The organism is Xanthocytophaga flava (assembly GCF_030068545.1).
GTDB classification, from domain to species: Bacteria; Bacteroidota; Bacteroidia; order Cytophagales; family 172606-1; genus Xanthocytophaga; species Xanthocytophaga flava.
This window is the reverse complement of sequence record NZ_JASJOR010000001.1, coordinates 358,232-377,107: the sequence shown is the minus strand read 5'-3', so window position 1 is coordinate 377,107 and position 18,876 is coordinate 358,232. Positions and strand designations below refer to the sequence as shown.

Annotated in this window: 13 protein-coding genes; 6 read left to right on the top strand and 7 right to left on the bottom strand. The window is 39.8% G+C overall.

The window, feature by feature from the left end; genetic code table 11:
- Positions 1–79: 79 nt before the first annotated feature.
- The 4 genes from QNI15_RS01565 (at position 80) to QNI15_RS01550 (ending at position 6,739) form a co-directional block, all read left to right on the top strand.
- Positions 80–784, top strand: coding sequence for an SOS response-associated peptidase (locus tag QNI15_RS01565; RefSeq protein ID WP_313993428.1), 705 nt, complete (start codon positions 80–82; stop codon positions 782–784).
- 83 nt (positions 785–867) lie between these two features.
- Positions 868–2,682: a DNA polymerase III subunit gamma/tau gene (locus QNI15_RS01560; RefSeq protein ID WP_314030210.1), complete on the top strand. Its 1,815-nt coding sequence runs from the start codon at positions 868–870 to the stop codon at positions 2,680–2,682.
- Positions 2,683–2,997: 315 nt separating this feature from the next.
- Positions 2,998–5,628 carry a glycoside hydrolase family 2 protein gene (locus QNI15_RS01555; protein WP_314030208.1) on the top strand — a complete coding sequence of 877 codons (2,631 nt, stop codon included), beginning with the start codon at positions 2,998–3,000 and terminating at the stop codon, positions 5,626–5,628.
- 235 nt (positions 5,629–5,863) lie between these two features.
- A complete protein-coding gene (locus QNI15_RS01550; protein ID WP_314030206.1) occupies positions 5,864–6,739 on the top strand; it encodes a hypothetical protein in 876 nt (291 codons plus the stop codon).
- A 272-nt stretch (positions 6,740–7,011) separates the two neighbouring features.
- On the opposite strand, the gene QNI15_RS01545 is transcribed toward QNI15_RS01550, so the two are convergent.
- Positions 7,012–7,374 (bottom strand): response regulator, encoded by a 363-nt coding sequence (locus tag QNI15_RS01545; protein ID WP_314030204.1) that lies wholly within the window; start codon positions 7,372–7,374, stop codon positions 7,012–7,014.
- Positions 7,375–8,307: 933 nt separating this feature from the next.
- Here QNI15_RS01545 and QNI15_RS01540 point away from each other — a divergent pair.
- Positions 8,308–8,913 carry a hypothetical protein gene (locus QNI15_RS01540; RefSeq protein ID WP_314030202.1) on the top strand — a complete coding sequence of 202 codons (606 nt, stop codon included), beginning with the start codon at positions 8,308–8,310 and terminating at the stop codon, positions 8,911–8,913.
- A gap of 47 nt (positions 8,914–8,960) precedes the next feature.
- Positions 8,961–9,599, top strand: a complete 639-nt coding sequence (locus QNI15_RS01535; protein ID WP_314030200.1) for a hypothetical protein — start codon at positions 8,961–8,963, stop codon at positions 9,597–9,599.
- A 9-nt stretch (positions 9,600–9,608) separates the two neighbouring features.
- On the opposite strand, the gene QNI15_RS01530 is transcribed toward QNI15_RS01535, so the two are convergent.
- The 6 genes from QNI15_RS01530 to QNI15_RS01505 all read right to left on the bottom strand — a co-directional run bounded on the left by QNI15_RS01530 (position 9,609) and on the right by QNI15_RS01505 (position 18,778).
- Positions 9,609–11,501, bottom strand: a complete 1,893-nt coding sequence (locus tag QNI15_RS01530; RefSeq protein WP_314030198.1) for a tetratricopeptide repeat-containing sensor histidine kinase — start codon at positions 11,499–11,501, stop codon at positions 9,609–9,611.
- 686 nt (positions 11,502–12,187) lie between these two features.
- Positions 12,188–12,925 (bottom strand): carbon-nitrogen hydrolase family protein, encoded by a 738-nt coding sequence (locus tag QNI15_RS01525; protein ID WP_314030196.1) that lies wholly within the window; start codon positions 12,923–12,925, stop codon positions 12,188–12,190.
- Positions 12,926–12,965: 40 nt separating this feature from the next.
- Complete coding sequence (locus tag QNI15_RS01520; protein ID WP_313993401.1) at positions 12,966–13,595, bottom strand: LysE family translocator; 630 nt, start codon at positions 13,593–13,595, stop codon at positions 12,966–12,968.
- Positions 13,596–14,423: 828 nt separating this feature from the next.
- Positions 14,424–16,295, bottom strand: a complete 1,872-nt coding sequence (locus tag QNI15_RS01515) for a M1 family metallopeptidase (protein ID WP_314030195.1) — start codon at positions 16,293–16,295, stop codon at positions 14,424–14,426.
- Positions 16,296–16,416: 121 nt separating this feature from the next.
- On the bottom strand, positions 16,417–17,256 hold the full coding sequence (locus QNI15_RS01510) for a DUF4261 domain-containing protein (RefSeq protein WP_314030193.1): 840 nt from the start codon (positions 17,254–17,256) through the stop codon (positions 16,417–16,419).
- Between the two features lie 142 nt (positions 17,257–17,398).
- A complete protein-coding gene (locus tag QNI15_RS01505; protein WP_314030191.1) occupies positions 17,399–18,778 on the bottom strand; it encodes a TlpA family protein disulfide reductase in 1,380 nt (459 codons plus the stop codon).
- Positions 18,779–18,876: the final 98 nt, after the last annotated feature.

The following is an 18,876-nucleotide window of genomic DNA, read 5'->3' as shown; positions in this document are numbered from 1 at the left end:
TTAATGCAAAAAAGAATAGATGATAAGAAGTTTTTTAAGAAAAAATAGTATATTTAACTAAATCAAACCGCTATGCCCTATGTGTGGACGTTATTCAATCATTCTGGAAGAAGAATCTCTCACCCGTGCCTTTCATGCACAACTATCACAGGACTTTCCACCACATTACAATGCTGCTCCCGGACAATCTCTGCCTGTAATTACGAATGAAAAGGCTAGTCAGGTACAGTTGTTTCGCTGGGGATTTATTCCGCAATGGGCTAAGGAAGAGAATGTTGGCTACAAAATGATCAATGCACGCCTGGATGGAATCGAAGAAAAAACTTCCTTTAAAAAGGCCTTTAAGTCGCAACACTGCCTGGTACTGGCTAATAGTTTTTTTGAATGGAAACAAAGCAGTTCAGGTAAAAATGGAAAGACACCTTATCTGATTAAACCCAGAGATCAGAACTTGTTTGCCATGGCTGGTATCTGGAACCGCTGGACTAACTATACAACCGGAGAAGAAATATCTTCGTTTGCTATTATTACCACAGAGGCCAATGAACTGATGGGATCTATTCATGAACGAATGCCTGTGATATTATCATCTGAACAGGCTTCAGGCTGGATTAATCCATCTTTATCTATAGACAAGCAAAAAGCATTGTTGACTCAGTATGACTCAGAACAGATGGAGGCCTATGAAGTAACGCGTGAGGTGAACAAAGCCTATAATGACTATCCTCAGTTGCTGGAACCACTAGGAGATTCAATCAGGATACAGACAGGATCTGTTTCCTGAGTCTGTAGGCCTATAAATTTTTTCATCACCTTTTTCTTGTCAAAACCTCCCGGAGTTTCGGTCAAAAGCCGTAACTTTGGGACATGGATCAGTTTATTGTTTCGGCACGGAAATACCGCCCCTCTACTTTTGATACCGTTGTAGGACAATCTCATATTACTACTACCCTTAAAAATGCAATCCGACAGCAACAGCTGGCGCAGGCCTTTCTGTTTTGCGGACCCAGAGGGGTAGGGAAGACCACCTGTGCCCGTATTCTTGCTAAAACTATTAACTGTCAGAATCTGACTCCGGAAACAGAACCTTGTAATGAGTGTGATTCATGCCGGAGTTTTAATGCCAGTGCTTCTTTTAATATTCATGAGCTGGATGCCGCATCCAATAACTCAGTTGATGATATTCGTAACCTGGTAGATCAGGTACGCTATCCTCCGCAATCAGGTAAATACAAGATCTATATTATAGATGAGGTGCATATGCTTTCCAATGCGGCGTTTAATGCATTTTTGAAAACACTGGAAGAGCCACCTAGCTATGCGATCTTTATTCTGGCTACAACCGAGAAACACAAGATTATTCCTACTATTCTGTCCCGTTGTCAGATTTTTGACTTCAACCGGATTGGAGTAAATGATATTGCTTCCCATCTGGGAAATATTGCTGGAAAAGAAAGCATCCGGGCTGAAGAAGAAGCCTTACAACTGATTGCTCAGAAAGCAGATGGGGGATTACGGGATGCGCTTTCTATGTTCGACCTGATTACCACCTTTTCTACAGACCGGAGCATCTCCTATAAGAATACCATTGACAACCTGCACATTCTGGATTATGATTACTATTTCCGGATGACAGAGTCTTTGCTCAATGAAAGTATCCCACAGGCATTGCTGATATTTAATGAAATTCTTCAGAAAGGATTTGATGGGCATCAGTTTATGGTAGGTTTGTGTGAACATTTGCGCAACTTGCTGGTGTGTAAAGACCCAGCTACAGTTACGTTGCTACAGGTGGCTGGAAATGTGCAGAAAAAGTATCTGGCACAATCCGGACAGGCATCTGTGTCGTTCCTGCTTTCTGCTTTGAATCAGGGTAATCAGTGTGATCTGAATTACAAAACCAGTAAGAACCAACGTCTGCTGGTAGAGTTAACGCTGATGAAGATGGCGCATATCCCATCCGCAATAGATATGACCAGAGCAGTACAAAACGGCAGTGCCGACTTAAAAAAAAAACTTGATATAGTAGAGAATCCCCCCAAAACAGAGCAGAAAAGCCCATTGACAGGTGGAAATCAGCCTCCTGTCAATGGTTCTACTTCCCATGGAACGGTCTCTGATATAAAAACAACTCCATCGGTTACCCCTAACACTACCATACCCACACAGTCTGTGGGAACAACTCCTGTCAGCAACCAACCTAACCCTAACCGTACCAATCCGGCATTAAAAACGCCTAAGCTTACGCCTAGCATTAGTCTATCCAATCTGTCTGATACATCTGAGAAAAAAGCGGATGATACAGAAACAGTAATAAACTATGGGAATGAGCCGTTTACGCCTGATCAATTGCTACAACAGTGGCAGGCTTTTGCCAAAACCCGTAGCTATCCAACTGAATTGCTGATTCTGAACCGGGGATATGAATTTCAGAATGGCACCATTATGTTAAAATTGGAAAACCAGATACAGCTTACTCAACTGAATGAATTTCGGTATGAGTTGCTGGAATTTTTGCGTAAGAGATTACGAAACAGTACGATACAGATTCAGGGCGAGATCGTTGAGCAGGGGAAAAAACGGATGGTCTATACCAACCGTGAAAAGTTTGATTATCTGGCCGAAAAGTATCCGGTATTGAATGACTTAAAAAGCCAACTGGGGTTAGATATGGATGTATAAAAGTTCTCATTCTCTATAGGTGTATACATCTGAAAGTTACTAATTCTGATTTTCTTCTGGACGAAATACTATTACATTGGCTTTCACTTCTATAAAGAAGAGAAAGGTCTTTTAGGTTGGACTATCTATGCTGAAAAAATAGGGTGTTTTGCCCATTTTTACTTTTCTGCTATTTTGTATTATATCGTTCTGTGTATTGTATTATTTGGGTAAGTTAAGTATTGGTAAAATTATATTTGGGATTTGCGAATAAGGTTTTGTTATTTTATGCCCTTACTTATTTCATACTTCCATAATCAATCCTTTCCAAGTAAAATGTGTATTAAATATAGATGGTTGGCTACCTTATGTGTCCTGGTGTCAACCTATCTTCAGGCTCAGAACGCCTATGAACTGAACAGTGGCTGGCAGTGTGTCAATGTCGCTAAGGTGAAGGAAACTGGACAGGCTATTTCTGTTCCTTCCTATAAATTATCTGGCTGGATGCCTGCTGTAGTACCAGGTACTGTACTAACGACTCTCCTGGAAAACAAAAAGGTTCCTGATCCTTTTTATGGGATGAACAATGAGAAGATTGCAGATATCTATGATACAGGCCGCGAATACTATACCTATTGGTTTGCCAAAGATTTTAAAGAAACTGTCCCCAAAGGAGAGGAACAGGTATGGCTTCATTTTCGTGGGATAAACTATAGCTGTGATGTATACCTGAATGGCAAGAAGTTGAATGCTGCTACACATTATGGTATGTTTCTTCGTCAAACCTATAATATCACCAATGTTCTTTCTAAAGATGGCAATAACCGTCTGGCAGTAATTGTACATCCTCCAGACCCAGTAGGAAATGCAAAAACAGGTCAGGGCGGTGATGGTATGATTGCCAAAAATGTATCTCACCAGTATGTAGCTGGCTGGGACTGGATTCAACCCATCCGTGACAGGAATACAGGTATCTGGGACAAGGTGACTATTGAAAAAACAGGGATAGTGAATCTAAAGAATCCACATGTGGTAACGTTGGTACCTGGTGTCAGAAAGGCTGAAGGACCACAGCAACCTGCTACGATTAAAGTATCTGCTGAACTAGAGAATACAAGTACTAAGAAAGTAGAGGGTACATTACAATATACACTGGATGGACAAACTGTATCTCAAAAAGTGAGTCTGGATGCTCAGAAAACTACTGTCGTACAGTTGCCTGATTTTACACTACAGAACCCAAAGCTGTGGTGGCCTCATGGGTATGGAAAGCAACCTCTATATGATCTGAAAATGCAGTTTACTGTAGATGGTAAATCTGTATCTGATCAGGAAACGGTTTCCGTAGGAGTGCGTGAAATTCAGACAGAATGGAATGCTGTTACCCGAAGCAAACAAGTGGCAGTGAATGGACAGAAAATCTTTATCAAAGGTGGAAACTGGATTATCTCGGATGCCATGCTGCGTTTTACGGATGCTCGCTATGATGCGGAAATCCGTTTTCACCGCGATATGAACCTGAATCTGATTCGTATCTGGGGTGGTGCATTGAGTGAACGACCTGAGTTTTACAAAGCCTGTGATAAGTATGGTATGCTGGTAATGCAGGATTTCTGGGTGTCTGGTGACTGCAATGGACGTTGGGTAGATCCTGTGAAAAAAGAAGATCAGTGGACTCGCCGCAAATATCCGGATGACCACAAGCTGTTTTTACGTTCGGCTGAAGACCAGATCAAGATGATTCGTAACTATGCTTCACTGGCTATGTGGTGTGGAGGGAATGAAATCACTCCTCCGGAAGATATCCTGATCCCATTGCGTGATTCTATTCTGCCTGAACTGGATGGTACACGCTGGTTTATAGACTATTCCAATTCCGATGATATGTCATATAACTTCCTGGGAGGCAATGGCGATGGTCCTTATGGCATTCAGCCTATCAACCGTTTCTGGGAACATCGTACCTTTCCGTTTAACTCAGAAGTGGGTTCGGTAGGAGTGGGAGATTATGAATCTCTGGAGCGGTTTATTCCATCAGCCAATATGACGCCTCCTCACTATTCTACCAAAAAGATAGATCCGGTGTGGGATTATCATAAGTACATTGGCTATGATGAGTACCTGCAACCATATGGTGAACCTACAGAAGCCCGTGACTTTGCTAAAAAAGCTCAATTGGTAAACTACGACCAATACAGAGCACTGATGGAAGGTTTTAGCGCCCATATGTGGGACTGGTATACTGGAACTATAATCTGGAAAACACAGAACCCATGGACTGCCATGCGTGGACAGATGTATGACTATTACCTGGATGTAAATGCTTGTTTGTATGGATTGAGAAGTGGCAGTGAGCCTTTGCACATAATGTATAATCCGGTAGATGGTATGGTAATGATCGTAAACAATACTTTTGAAACCAAAAGAGATCTGATGCTGACTATTAAAGCCTATACCATCAGTGGAAAAGATTCACTCATTACACAGGTGTTTAACGAGATTGGGCCAAGTACTGTAAGAAAGTATGTTCCAATACTGCCTACTATTAATGCATTGCGCAAAGAACAGGGAGTATTCCTGTCGTTGAAATTGCTGGATGTAAATAAGAAGGTCGTGAGCGATAATTTCTATTGGCTTCCAGATGCCAGTGGCAATTACTCAGGGCTAAATAAGATGGCAAAAGCTTCTGTACAAACCTCTGTAAAAGTGCTTGAAAAAGGAAAGATTGAACTGAGAATTAGCAATCCGGCAGGAGGAGCAGTAGCCTTCTTTAACCGTGTTGCCTTGGTAGATCCTAAAACTAAAAAACGTCTTCTCCCGGTGTTCTTCAGCGATAATTATGTGTCTGTATTGCCAGGAGAAGAGAAAACAGTAGTGATGGAATACACACCTGATAGCCAATCTGCACAACCACTTGTGTCGTTGTCGGGATGGAATGTAGAGGAGAAATTTATTCCTGTGAAATAAGAGAAAGAATAGTGTACTAAAAAGAAAGAGGTGCCTGACTGTAGGTGCCTCTTTCTTTTTATATAATCTGTGGCATCTCATAATCTTGGAATAAGATAAGCTGCAATAAATCATACTAATTTTGTTAATGATAACTCCGATTCCATAGTTGTTTCTTTGTTTGATCTTTATCTGAATTAATGTTCTATCTGATTAGTTTGTTACTTTTATTTTCTGTTTCATTTTTTATACTTGTATGAGCACCAAAAAAGAAGGCAATCAATATGATAAAATATTCAAAGAAAACCTGGAATCTGTTACCCTGGCTCTGATTGAAAAAGTACTTCACATTCAGGTGGCCTCTTACGAGAAGATAAATGCAGATCTGCAACGTACCCTAGAACGAAAACCAGATCAATTGCTCAAAGTTACAAATAAAGCAGGGAAAACTTTTTTGCTACAGTTGGAATTTCAGCTGGTCAATGAAAAGGATATGGTTTACAGAATGCTCGAATACAAAGCCCTACTGGCCCGCAAATACAAACTGGATGTGCTGCAATATGTGATCTTTCTTTCTGACAGCAAACCCAGGATGCGTACCCAGCTCGTTCTGACCGATCTTGTATTTTCATTCCAGTTGGTCCAATTTTCCACCATTGATTATGAACTGTTTCTCTCCTCAGAGAAAGGCGATGAAGTGGTCTTTGCTGTGTTAGGTAAGTTTGGTGATAGCAAGCCCGAACAAGCCGCCAGACGGATTTATGAACGATTACAGCAAACCTCAGCTAGCCCACTGGAACTGGACAAACACTTGCAACAATTACGGGTATTGGCTAACTTGCGTAAACTAACTGACTACATTGAGACGATGATAGACTCTATTTCTAAATACATCAAAGAAGAGGATGATATTCTTTTCAGAAGAGGAGAAAAGAAAGGACGACTGGAAGGTAAGCTGGAAGGATTTCAGGAGGGAGAGCAGAAAGGTAAGCAAGAAGGTCGCCTGGAAGAGAAAACGGAGACAATCCGTAAATTTCTAAAAGATGGTATGCTGACCACTCAACAACTGGCCTCTTACTTTGATGTCACTGAGGAGTTTGTCGAAAATCTACGACTCAATCTGGAGAAGTAGTTTTGAATCACCAACGACCAGGAGTATACAGATTAAGAAGGGCTTATCATTGAGTATTTTAAAGTAGAATACTCAAAAACATAATAGTTTGTTGTTATTTCTTATGAAAACAAAAAGGCGGATAACAAACAGAAAAGACTAGAAATCGGAAATAAAAAAGTTAGATAGCAATAAAATAAACCAGAGCCTGTACTACTAAAAAGAGTATAGGCTCTGGTTTTTAAGACTTATATCCTAAATTTTGTATATTCTAAGTATCTGAAAGAAACATACTATGAGCCTGAAGCACCTGTCGCTTCAACTGCTTTACCAATCTTGGATAAAGGAAAGGGCTTCTCAATAAATTGTTCTGCTCCACTTTGGCGTGCTGCTTCCTGAGCCTCATTCATTCCACTGATCACAATAACGCTAATACGTGGATTGTATTTTTTTATTGAACTTACCAGATCTGTTCCTTTGCCTCCTGGTAAATTGTAGTCCATGATCACAATATCTGGTTCAAAAGTGTGGACTTTTTGCATTACTTCTTCAAAAGTGTAGGCAGATTGCACCACATATTCTTTTGTTTCAAGGAAGTTTTGTACTAAAAGACAAAGGTCAGCCTCGTCCTCAACGATTAAAATTTTGGTTTCCATTGGGTTAACTCGATAGGAGTTCTCTTAGATGTTAGCTACTGATTTACATGGCTTTATGGGATTTTTTGTAAGTAGTTTGTTACTATGCCAGACAGATTGAAAAATGTTGTTAGCGTATCTTCCTGGCTTTTTACGAATAAATAGGTTGTGCTGTTCAAAAGAACGGAAGGGAAATTACGAAATAATCGTGCCATGCTTTTTTCGGACATACTGGTAAATATTTGCGAAACAGAGGAGATAGTATAAGATCATTCTATTTATTTACCAGAATTTACGTAGTATTATGCAAATTTGATTCGTATGAGAGTACTTTATCTAACGATAATATACTTTGGAATAATGACTTGTTCCTGGGCTCAGCAGGTAGGTGAAAAAAAGACTGTATCACAAGTAAAGCCTGTCAGTAATTGTAAAATGACAACTACACTATTTCGGCAACTGGTAACTTATGCAGGATCAGATTTATTGATGGCTATACCGGGATCGTTTGAATATACACTTATTAATCAAAAGACATTTGATAGATCCTTTATACTTTATCAAATGATAGTTTTAGATAGCCTCTATAGGGTAGATAGTAGCCAAACTTTTGAGATGCGATGGATAAATATGACTTACAGACATAAACACAGGAGAGAACTGTTTGGTGGATGCGAGTTAGAAGTCTGGAGTTTTAAAAATCAATCGGAGGCTCGCAAGCTCTTTTCTATACTTAAAAAAAGTGAGATTAATTTTAGAATAGCTGAGATTTGCAGATATATGAGAATGGGAAGGAATATATTTATATTCACAAGTGGACAAGGGAGTAATTACAAAACAATTAATAGGTTAATGAGAGAGATAGAAAGTAAATATAGCTGTATGGGACAAGTAGAGTATGACATTTTCCGAAAATAAAAAATGCTTTTAAAAAACAATAAGTAGATCTGTTCTATGATCAATAAGTTACCTTTTCTTGTTGTTTTTTGTATTTCGATGACAGGAAATATACTAGCACAGAAAATCTCTTCAGGGCAAGATGTGATTCAGTATAAGACAGGTTGCATCATGACTAACAAACTGTTTCTCCAAATGATTACTTATGTGGGATCAGATTTAGTGATGGCTGTTCCAAAAACTTTCCGTTCTGTAAAAATTAACAAAAATACATATGGGAGTTCTCAAGTATTGGAGTCAATACTTGAATCAGATAGTCTGTTTATGGCAGATTCAACTCTTTCCTTTCAAATGAGGTTTGGCGAAATTACATATCGCGATAAACGCAGACAACAGTTGTTTAAGAATTTCGAGCTGGAAGTATGGAGCTTTAAAAAGCAAGTAGATGCTTACAACTTCTTTGTGGCGCTTGGCAAAGGAAGAAAATGGCTAATGGTAAATGCACTTAGATATATCCGTATGGGTAAAACTATTTTTATACTAACCAGTCAACAGGCTAGCAATTATCCAACTATTAATGGATTTTTAAGATTAATAGAAAGAAAATATACCTGTTTTGGAAAGACAGAATACGATTATGTTGGACGTAAACAAAAATCATAAATTGTTCATTTGTTGTGAATCTACCTGACTGGAGTAAGCCCTATATCATGCTCAAAATACTAGCCTTCACTTTGTGTTTTTTTATCTGGATGACAGACTGTACATTAGCTCAGCAAGTTCCTCCCAAGTCGGTTACAACTCAGCATAAGATGGGTTGTACAATGACTAACAAGTTGTTTCTCCAGATGATTACTTATGCTGGTTCGGATTTGCTAATGGCTATACCAAAAACATTTCAATCAATAGTGATCAATAAGGATACTTACCATGAATCTCCTTTGATCTTTTTTATACTTATTCAGAAGTCGGATATGTTACTACCCGACTCTGTAGAAAGCTCGAAAGAAGAATATCCGTTTGATTCAACTATTTCTTTTCATACAAGATGGGTACGTATAAAGTATCGTGATAAACGCAGACAAAGATTATTTGGTGGATGTGAGTTAGAAGTCTGGAGTTTTAAAGACGAGTCTAAGGCAATTGAGGTTTTCTCTTTTCTTTCAACCGATGCACCACATGGTCTTGTTTTATTTACGGCTGATTTTTACTATGTCCGCATGGGTAGGAATATATTTATTCTATCTGTAGCACAACCTAGCAATGCACCTGTAATGAAGAAGTTGATGCATGTTATTGAACAGAAATATACTTGCCTGGGTGAGGTAGAGCATGAAAAGAACCTGTAGTAGATATAACTAGCAGGCAGGTAATGTAAAATAAAAAGTAGTTCCCTCACCTGGAATGCTGGATACCCAGATAGTTCCTCCATTACGCTCTACAAACTCTTTACACAAACCCAGCCCCAAACCTGTACCTCTTTCACCAGAAGTACCTGTAGTAGTATAGCCCTGCTGCGCAAATATCCGGGATATATTTTCCGGATGAATACCTACTCCTGAATCAGCTATGCTGATTTGTACCATTGCAACTGTTTCAGTGGTTTGATACGGTTCAGCATGTAGTCTGATTGTACCTCCTGGCGAACTGAATTTAATGGCATTATTGAGTAAGTTACGCAGAATGGTCTTGAGCATATCCGCATCTGCTTTGACACACAAGGTAGTATGTGTACTGGTGACTGCGAGTGTGAGTTGTTTTTCTACTGCCTGTTGTTGAAACCTGTCCACTTTCAACTGGAATAGCTCTGCGATAGATACATCGACAGGGTTTACTTCAATAACATCCATCTGGCTGCGCGACCAGTGAAGCAATTCTTCTGTAATATCAGAGGCATGTGACAAGCGTTGGTTCAGGGCCGATACAATGCTTTTTAGCTCTTCAGGAGACAAAAGATCTGTTTCTATCAGATCGATGGCACTTCGCAATGCATTCAATGGGCTTCGTATATCATGAGAGACAATCGAGAAGATCTTGTCTTTTGCCTGATTACTCTTTTGAAGGAGGCTTGCCTGTTTTTCTATTTCAGTTTTTGCGTTTGAGAGTTCCTTATTCGCTGCCATAAGCTTTCTCCGATGATTGACTACTAACAGGAAAAAGAGAATAGTTATCACAAGACCTACACCTATAAAGAGCATTATAGTTTGTTGAAATTTTTTATCTCTTTCCAGTTCTTCTACCTCTTTCTGGGTTTGGGTGAGTTCAAGCTTTGTTTGTATAAGAGAGATGGTTTCACTTTTTTCAGTAGTTAAGAGGCTATCACTAAACTGCTTGTATTGCCGATAGTATCGTAGGGCATTGTAATAGTCTTTCTGCTCATTATAAATCTCGTACAACAGTTGGTTGGCAGCCATGGCATCATACATAATGTGTACAGATATGGCTTTATCGGCAGCTTTTTCTGCATATTCCAGACTGGCTGGATAGTCTTTTTTATCCTTATAAATCTGAGACAGTCCCAGGAGTGTAGAAGTTAGAGTGGATTGATCATTAATATGCTCCTGAATGACCTTTGCTTTTTGCAGATAAGAAATCGCTTCAGGGTATTTTTTCAGGTTGATGTTAATGTAGCCAAGATTGGTAAGACTTTGCCCGATGCATACCTTATAATCTATCTGTTGTGAAAGTGTTAGTGCCTGCTGGTAGTAATTAAGAGCTAGTATGGGGTTATCCTGCATTTCATGTGTCAGTCCCATATTGTTAAGCGTAGTAGCAAGGCCGTCTTTCTTGCGAACAGAGCCAAATGCGGCAAATGCTTTGTCAAAATACTTCAAAGCTGATTTGTAATCCCGTTGATCAAAGTAAACAAGTCCAATATTATTGAGGCAAAGTCCGAGTTCTGCCTGATCATTGATCTGTATACAGAGAGGCAGACTTTTCTGGTAGTTGGATAATGCCTGAATGTGATTTCCTTTTGTCCAATAGCCCAGTCCCATTCTATTGTATGCATGTGCCTGCCCTCTGATAAAATGATGCTGCTCTGACCATTGTGCACATTGATTCGCTAAAAGAATAGTAGTATCTGGGTTACTTCGGGAGTATTGATCGGCAATATCGGCAAGGATCAGATAACGGGACGAGTCTGCCTGTACATTTTTGTAGAGATGCATGAGACTATCCAGTAGTTTGGGGTCCTGGCCAAAAACGGGATAGGAGAGGAGAAAGATAAAGAGATACCTGAAGCGAATCATATTTTTTGGGACTACTAATACCAGCAAGAACTGGGAAGAATCATGTACTCTTCAGACTTTCTTTACCTTTTTTAAAATGGTTATTGCCCAATTGTCATCAAATCTTTCTTTGTCTGATATCAATGTTTGATAGTATATAGAGGGTAATGAGTTTGATAACGTTTATTTGACTTACGCTTTAGTATCTGTGTTTTATGTACAAAAGATTGTATATGTCTGGTAAATACAGAAGCTAAATTAGCTAATGCATAGGGGAATTCCGATTAATAGTAGGATATAATTTGTACACTGAAAGATTTGATATAAAAGGTTGTCTTATAGAAATAAATATTGAGGTATCAAGCTACTAAAAAGATAAAGAGCAGGTAAGAGTTGCTAAATTAATCATTTGCTGCAAATTATGTGAAAGGTTGATGAATGTGCATAACTCAGTTCAAGCTTTGTCATGAGTAGAATTCTGATATTTTTTTCAAGTGATCGGAATTTTGGTCAAACGCAAAAGTGATTGGAACTCTGATTAAAAACGGTTGTAATAAATAGTCCAATTAATGTTGTGGTTCCTTCCAAAATGCTGAGAATTATACGCAGTGCAAAAATAATAGTATGATTTCACTCAGGAGACTATTAGAATTAATCAATGCAAGAAAGATGTTTTTTATGATAGTCTCTGGAAACTTTGTCATGTATCAGGCAGTCTCCAATAGCTGAACCACTACTTCCTGGGTGTCTGTATCAAATACCAGAATGCCTTCATGTATATCATCCAACTGGCCTAGCAATATACCCTGTTTGTTCCATACCGATGACCTTCCACCACATTCAGCTCCATCACACAAACCAATGCAGTTAGACATGACCACATCCATAGCATAGGTCCTGGCAATCTCAGCAAGCCGTTCGATAGCTGTGGCTACTCCTTTGGCCGTCTTGGCTACACTGGATACATACAGGTTAGCACCTAATGTAGATGCATTTTGGGCATGTTCTGAAACAGAAAGTTCATAACAGATTGAGAGGGCTGCCTGTGGCGCATTGCGAATTACTTCCAGTGTATTATATCCTGACATAAAAAAGGGATCTTCATCAGCATGCAAATACTTTTTAGAATATACCTGCCACGGTGCATGAGGCTGATATAGAACCATACTGATATGCAGACCTGTTAAATCCCGGGTGGGTATTCCAATTCCAATTGTGATTTGATGGGTATCACTTAGTGTTTGAAATACTTCAAAACGGCTATCGTCAGGAGTGGTAGCGAGAGCGTCTGCAAGGGTAGGTTCATAGCCTGTAATAGAAAGCTCAGGGAAGACAATTGTATCTGCACCCTGCAATATTGCTATATTAATCAGGGATTTGTGAACTTCAACATTATAGTCAATATCACCCTTTACAGGCTTGGTTTGTGCAATGCAGATTTTCATGGTATGTTTTGACAGATAGGTTATGAATAGCTGAATAGACCTATTTCTTTGTAAAAGCAAGCTTGATTCCCAGCAGGATAAATACAAACCCTGTAGCTTTATCCAGATAGCTTTTTATCGTAGGATTTTTTGTGAAATAACCCGATAGTCGTGCTGAGAAAACTGCCAGACAGGTACACCAGATGAGTCCTGTAGTGACAAAAGTCAGTCCCAGCAACAAAAAGCTGAGTGTACTATTGCTGTAGGCCGGGTCAATGAACTGTGGCAGAAAGGCTAGAAAGAATAACGCTACTTTTGGATTAAGTACATTGGTGAGAATGCCCGACAGATAAATACGCTGAAGACTTACTTTAGGAAGGGTTGTTGTTTCGGAGTTTGTTGCAGACTTTGAGAGCAATGCCTTTACACCCAGAAAAATGAGATAAGCTGCCCCTGCATACTTGACTATAGTAAAAGCCATCGCCGACTGTGCCAGAATTACTGACAAGCCAATAGCTGCAAAAATAGTATGAACCAGTGTACCAGTAGCAATGCCCAGTGCTGATACAATACCCGCTTGTTTGCCCTGAGAAATGCTTCTTCCCAGGATATATATGGTGTCTGATCCGGGGGTGATGTTAAGTAAAATGCCTGCCAGTAAAAATGCCCAGTAGTTGATAATGCCAAACATGGTCGTGTAAGGTTGTATGGTGAGTGATGATTAGCGAATATACGGGTTTTACTGTACTATCTCTTCTATAGAATTATAAGTTGTGTCTCATAACTTTCTGGAAATAAAAAGGTTGATAACGTAAGCAGATGTATAAAGCCACCAACCAAAGAGAGTTTACTTCTTTTTCTTTTGTTTATTTTTGTCCTTCTGAAAGAAATCTCCTGCCACGGCGGGATAGGTGTAGCCATACTTACTTTCTGAGAGAAATAATTATCTCCAATCGGAAAGGCCGCCGGTCTTGTCACAAGATTCTTGCAGAAGGACAAAAAGGAGGAGAAAGCCTGCCAGCACAAAAAGGGATATAAGGTCAATGGATGTAGAAAGATAGAATAATAAATCAAATAAAAGAAGAACAATAAAGTTGAAGAGTACTCTAAAAACATAAGTCATCCCAAATTTTGAGTAAAGAATGTTCTTGAGAAAAAATAATAAATGTCACAAAGAGAGAAAAGGAGACTTCAATCGCGGAAGGTAATGTAGGTGCGTTGGCAATCTTTTCTCCGCGAGGTTGGCCTTTGGCCTGTGGGCGGGAGGATCGGAGAAAAGTGTCCTTTTTTGCTTCATTTTTTGGACAAGCAAAAAATGAAGAAGCCAGTGGAAGAACAATGAAAGGGATACTAAAGAAACGAAGGAAGAAACATCTCTCTAAAATTAACCCAAGCCCACACTATTTTTAAAAGCATAGGCTTGGATTTACTCATATCCAAAATTCAGAATGATCCATGTTTTTACACATTTCAATTATGAGTTTATCACATCTGAAATCCTTCATGTGTTAGAGGCTACTTACAAGGTAAACGTATTGTCTTTCGTAGTAGCATCCATAAATATTCCCCCATCAAGAGTTACCTTCTGGATAGTTTTGGTTGTTTTTAACGAAATGGCTGTTTGTGTCTGATCTGCCTTCCATATGGCAGCAGTTTGATGTATGCTTTCTGTGCTACCATCTGTATAGGTTATCTTCACATCAAAAGGAACAGCAAAACCTCCAATATTTTGTACTGTCATAGTGTAACCTCCTGTGACTTTGGTAACTCCCTGAATGGCCAGGTCAATATAGTAATTGGTAAAATACCAGTTATGGAAAAACCAGTTCAGATCCTGTCCGGATACATTGCTCATCGAGTTAAAGTAGTCCCATGGGATTGGGTGTTTTCCATGCCAGCGTTCCATATATCCATGCAATGCTTTTTTAAACAACTCATCTCCCAGCATATCCTTTAGGGCAAAATGACTCAAGGCAGGTTTGCCGTAAGCGTTATTGCCATACCCAAAACGTAGTTCGCTGGAAGGGGTAATGATTGGAAGATCCTGATGGGTTGCTTTGGTGTTTATCCATCTTTCTACTCTGAATTTTTTAAACAGGTTTTCAGCTTTTTCTTTTCCAAATGTAGCGGTGCCTATCAGCAATTCAAATGTAGTGGCCCAGCCTTCGTCCATGAAAGCATAACGGCTCTCATTGATACCCATATAAAATGGCATCCAGGTATGGGCTATTTCATGATCCTGTACAAACTGGGTAAAATCGAAGCTGTCGGTATGGCTGTCATTACACATCATAGGGTACTCCATATCGGCAAACCCCATTACGGAAGTCATTTTAGGGAAAGGGTAAGGTACACCTGGCCAGTTGGTAGATAGCCAGCCTAAGCTATTACGGCCAAATTGTACAGCTCTGTGAAAATCTTCTGCAGAATCGGCAAAAGCAGCCTGCATGCTGGCACGGCGATTGGTTTTGGGATCAACAACCACACTGGCTGCATCCCATACATAGGTATCACTGACTGCAAGAGCCACATCACTTATATCCGTAGCTGTCCATGTCCAGGTATTCATTGCGTTTTTAGCCGTCACTCGTTTTTTGTCCATATCCTCCTTAGTCGCAATGTGTATGGTTGAATCACTGGTAAATGATTTTTCCAGGCGTTTGGCATACTCAGGTTGTAGTACTTCTTTGGGATTTTGCAGTGTCCCTGTTGCCCAGACAACAAAGTTTTTAGGAACCTTTACATTAAGAGTATAATCATTGAAATCGTTGTAAAACTCCTGAGCATCTAAAAACTCAAGTGTATCCCAGCCATTGTAATCATCATAGACTGCAACACGTGGATAAAAATAAGCCAGAAAGACGGTGGTTGGGTCTAGCATACCTTCACGTCCGCTTTGTATGGAGGCCTGGAAATGCCAGTCAATATCCAATGTAAGAGATTCATGTGGCAGAAGAGGTTTGGGTAGCTTCACACCCCGGTTGGTACTGGATGGTTCATTATTCCATTGAATTGGAATGCCATTTACCAGAAATTTATCAATCTGTATCCCTTCTGTCAAATACTCCTTTTCTGTAGCAAAAGATCTTGCCGCACCAGGACGGTGTATGTTTAGAATCATCTTCATATTGATCGTACGAAGAGTGTCCGGACTATTATTCGTATACACAATCTGCTCAGTACCTGTTACATTGCGGTCAGGTGGTTTCACTGTAACGGTAATGGTGTACTTACCATGGTTTTGCCAGTAATTTTTGCCGGGCTGACCGTCCTGAGAACGGGTTTGTTTTGCAAAGGCGGCTTTGATATCACGTGGCATGTACAGGCTTTGGGCCTGTAGTGGAATGGATGCAGCAATAAACAATGCTGCAGATACTAATTTTCTTAACATACAAATGGTTAAAGTTTGCGGCAAGGTAGTAAAACCCCAAATGACACACCACAATTCTTTACATGGAAGGTTGAGGAATGGTTTGGGTAATTTTCAATAGGAGCAAACACTACTCATTACATTATTTCTCCTTTTCCATTGTAATCACCACACGGCGTGGAGGCACAAAGGAATCCATAAAATGGCAGATCCATATCTGATCGGGTTGTAATCCCTGAATACTGCTGCCTTCTTCAATGACCAGTCCTTTTTGGTAAATATAATGTCCATAGCCTGTGAGCAGGCTGGCAATCTCATTGGGGTCATATGCTGTAAAGGTAATCTGAAAGTCAGGAAGCCCCAAGGCATGCAGGCCTAATGTATCCATAAACAACTCACCTTCATTGCCATTGGACACATTGAAAAAGCGAATGTTCATCAGTCCATTCAGTACATCGGGTTGTTCGTCTGTTAACGCATCTACATATGTAAACGGCTCTACCAATTTATCACTATGTTTGAAGTAAACTGCCTGTGGCTGAGTAACTCTGATAACCGCAATGGCAAACTTCTGAAAGCATTCGGCACGTAACCGATAATCCAGGTTTCTGGACAACAGGTCTGTAATCGTAAAATGGTACTGACAGCGGGGAATCACTTCCTGAGCATCCTGCCACTCCCAGTTTTGCTGTAACGCCGAATCAAATTGTTTGGAAGGAAGTGGTATCTCAGAGGTGAGGATAGCACACTGCATCGGAACCTCCTTATCATCATACTGGGCACTGTATTCCGGAAATGCATACAGAAACACGTTATCTTCCAATCCAATAGAATCTACTTGTACAAACTCCTTTGTCAGTTCGGCCAGTATCTGATCTTTGTCCAGTGTAAAAGGAGCTTCGAATAAGAACTGAGCATAAAACAGTTCTGGCTCATTGGTGGCAGATTGGGCTTGTCCCTGGTTTCCGATGTCTGTATGCATGGGTAGTTTTGTAAAGGCTTGTTGGTAGGATGCAAAATACTTTCCTGTCAGATAGAAAGCTAGTTAGAAGAATAGGAATAGACAAATAAAAGTTCCATACTAGGTTAACAGGGCCAAAGCTGTTGGTATTTTACGGATGGGGTCATTGAACAGACAGGTATTCTTCAATGACCTCAAGAGACAGGTCACTTCCATCTTTTCGTTTGAGTAACCGGCCATTGGGAGTAATGATAATTTTAGTTGGATAGCCGGTTATCTTATATTTCTGGTTAAGAGAGCTTTGTGGTGTATCATAAATAACCGGAAACCGAATTGCCTGATTCTTTATATAGGTTGATACAAATTTTTCGGGCCTTTTCGTGTTAAAAAAATCACAGTTGATACTAATAAACACAACGTCTTTATGGTTTTTTAGTTTTTCAGAAAAGTCATTTAATGCAGGTATCTCTGTTATACAGGGTTTACAGGCTGTATGCCAGAAATCCAGCACAATCAGTTTGTTTTTCAGTGTGTCAGGATGAATGGGTTCCTTATTGGTTAGATTAAAATAACTTCCGGGCAAATCTATCCTTTCATCTGTTTCGACAAGCAATGTTTTTGTGGTGGGGTTATTATAGGCAAGTCCCATACGGCTGTAGATAGCCTGAATAGAATCTGTCGGAAACTGGTCTTGAGAGGTATGGTGTACCAGCAAATCCAGAACAGACTTTGCCTGTTGGTTTCTTCCTTTGTGAAATAGCTGAATTGCAAGTGTTTTGGCTGGTTGTACTAATGTATAGGCAGGCACTCTGGCATTTTTCAAAGCTTCCTCTAACTTCCGAGAGGCGCTATCCAGCTGATTGGCATAGATTAATTGGTACAGAGAATATGCTTCATTGTATTGCTTTAGGTTGCCCTGAAGACGGGCAATACTTTGTTGTTTCTCTGTATCTGTCACTTTTGCATATGAACTAAGCACTGCGGGCAGTTGAGAAAATATCCTGTTCAGATCTGTAAAGAGTGCTTTGCTGACAGGGTATTGAGCAATCTCAAAGGTATTACTTATGCTTCCAGGCCATACCAGTGAAGCTTTATAAGACTGAATATCTTTCGAAAAATAGGCAAAGTCTTGCATCATTGCCGGAACCATGTACTTGCTCCAGCAGTGGTACATAGCCCAATCCGGAGGTGGATAGTTGCTATTGACTAGGGCAAATAAATAGGTATAGCTATCTAGCCGTGCCATTACCTCCTCTGGCAATCCGGATGTGTATTTTTGCTGCTTTACATGCCTAATCCAGTCTTTTTCAAATATACGGAACAGTGAATCTATCTCCTGGGTAGAGTGTAATTTATGAAATGTATAATTTTCAGATAAAAAGCTGAGTTGAAGTGTATGTCGAGGTATTTGTGCTGAGGCAGGACTATAACAAGATGCACTTAGCAGAATAACCTGTAAGAAACGAATATATTGTTGTTTGAAATGTATAAAATCGAATCGTATCTGAGTGAATAAATGTAGGGTTTCCTGGTAAAATAGCATGTTTATAACTTTGTGTTCTTTGTTTTTCGTTTGTGGTGCAATTATATGAGTTGCAGCTGTATTTCCAATGCAAAGGTAACTATGTTACCTTGCTCTTA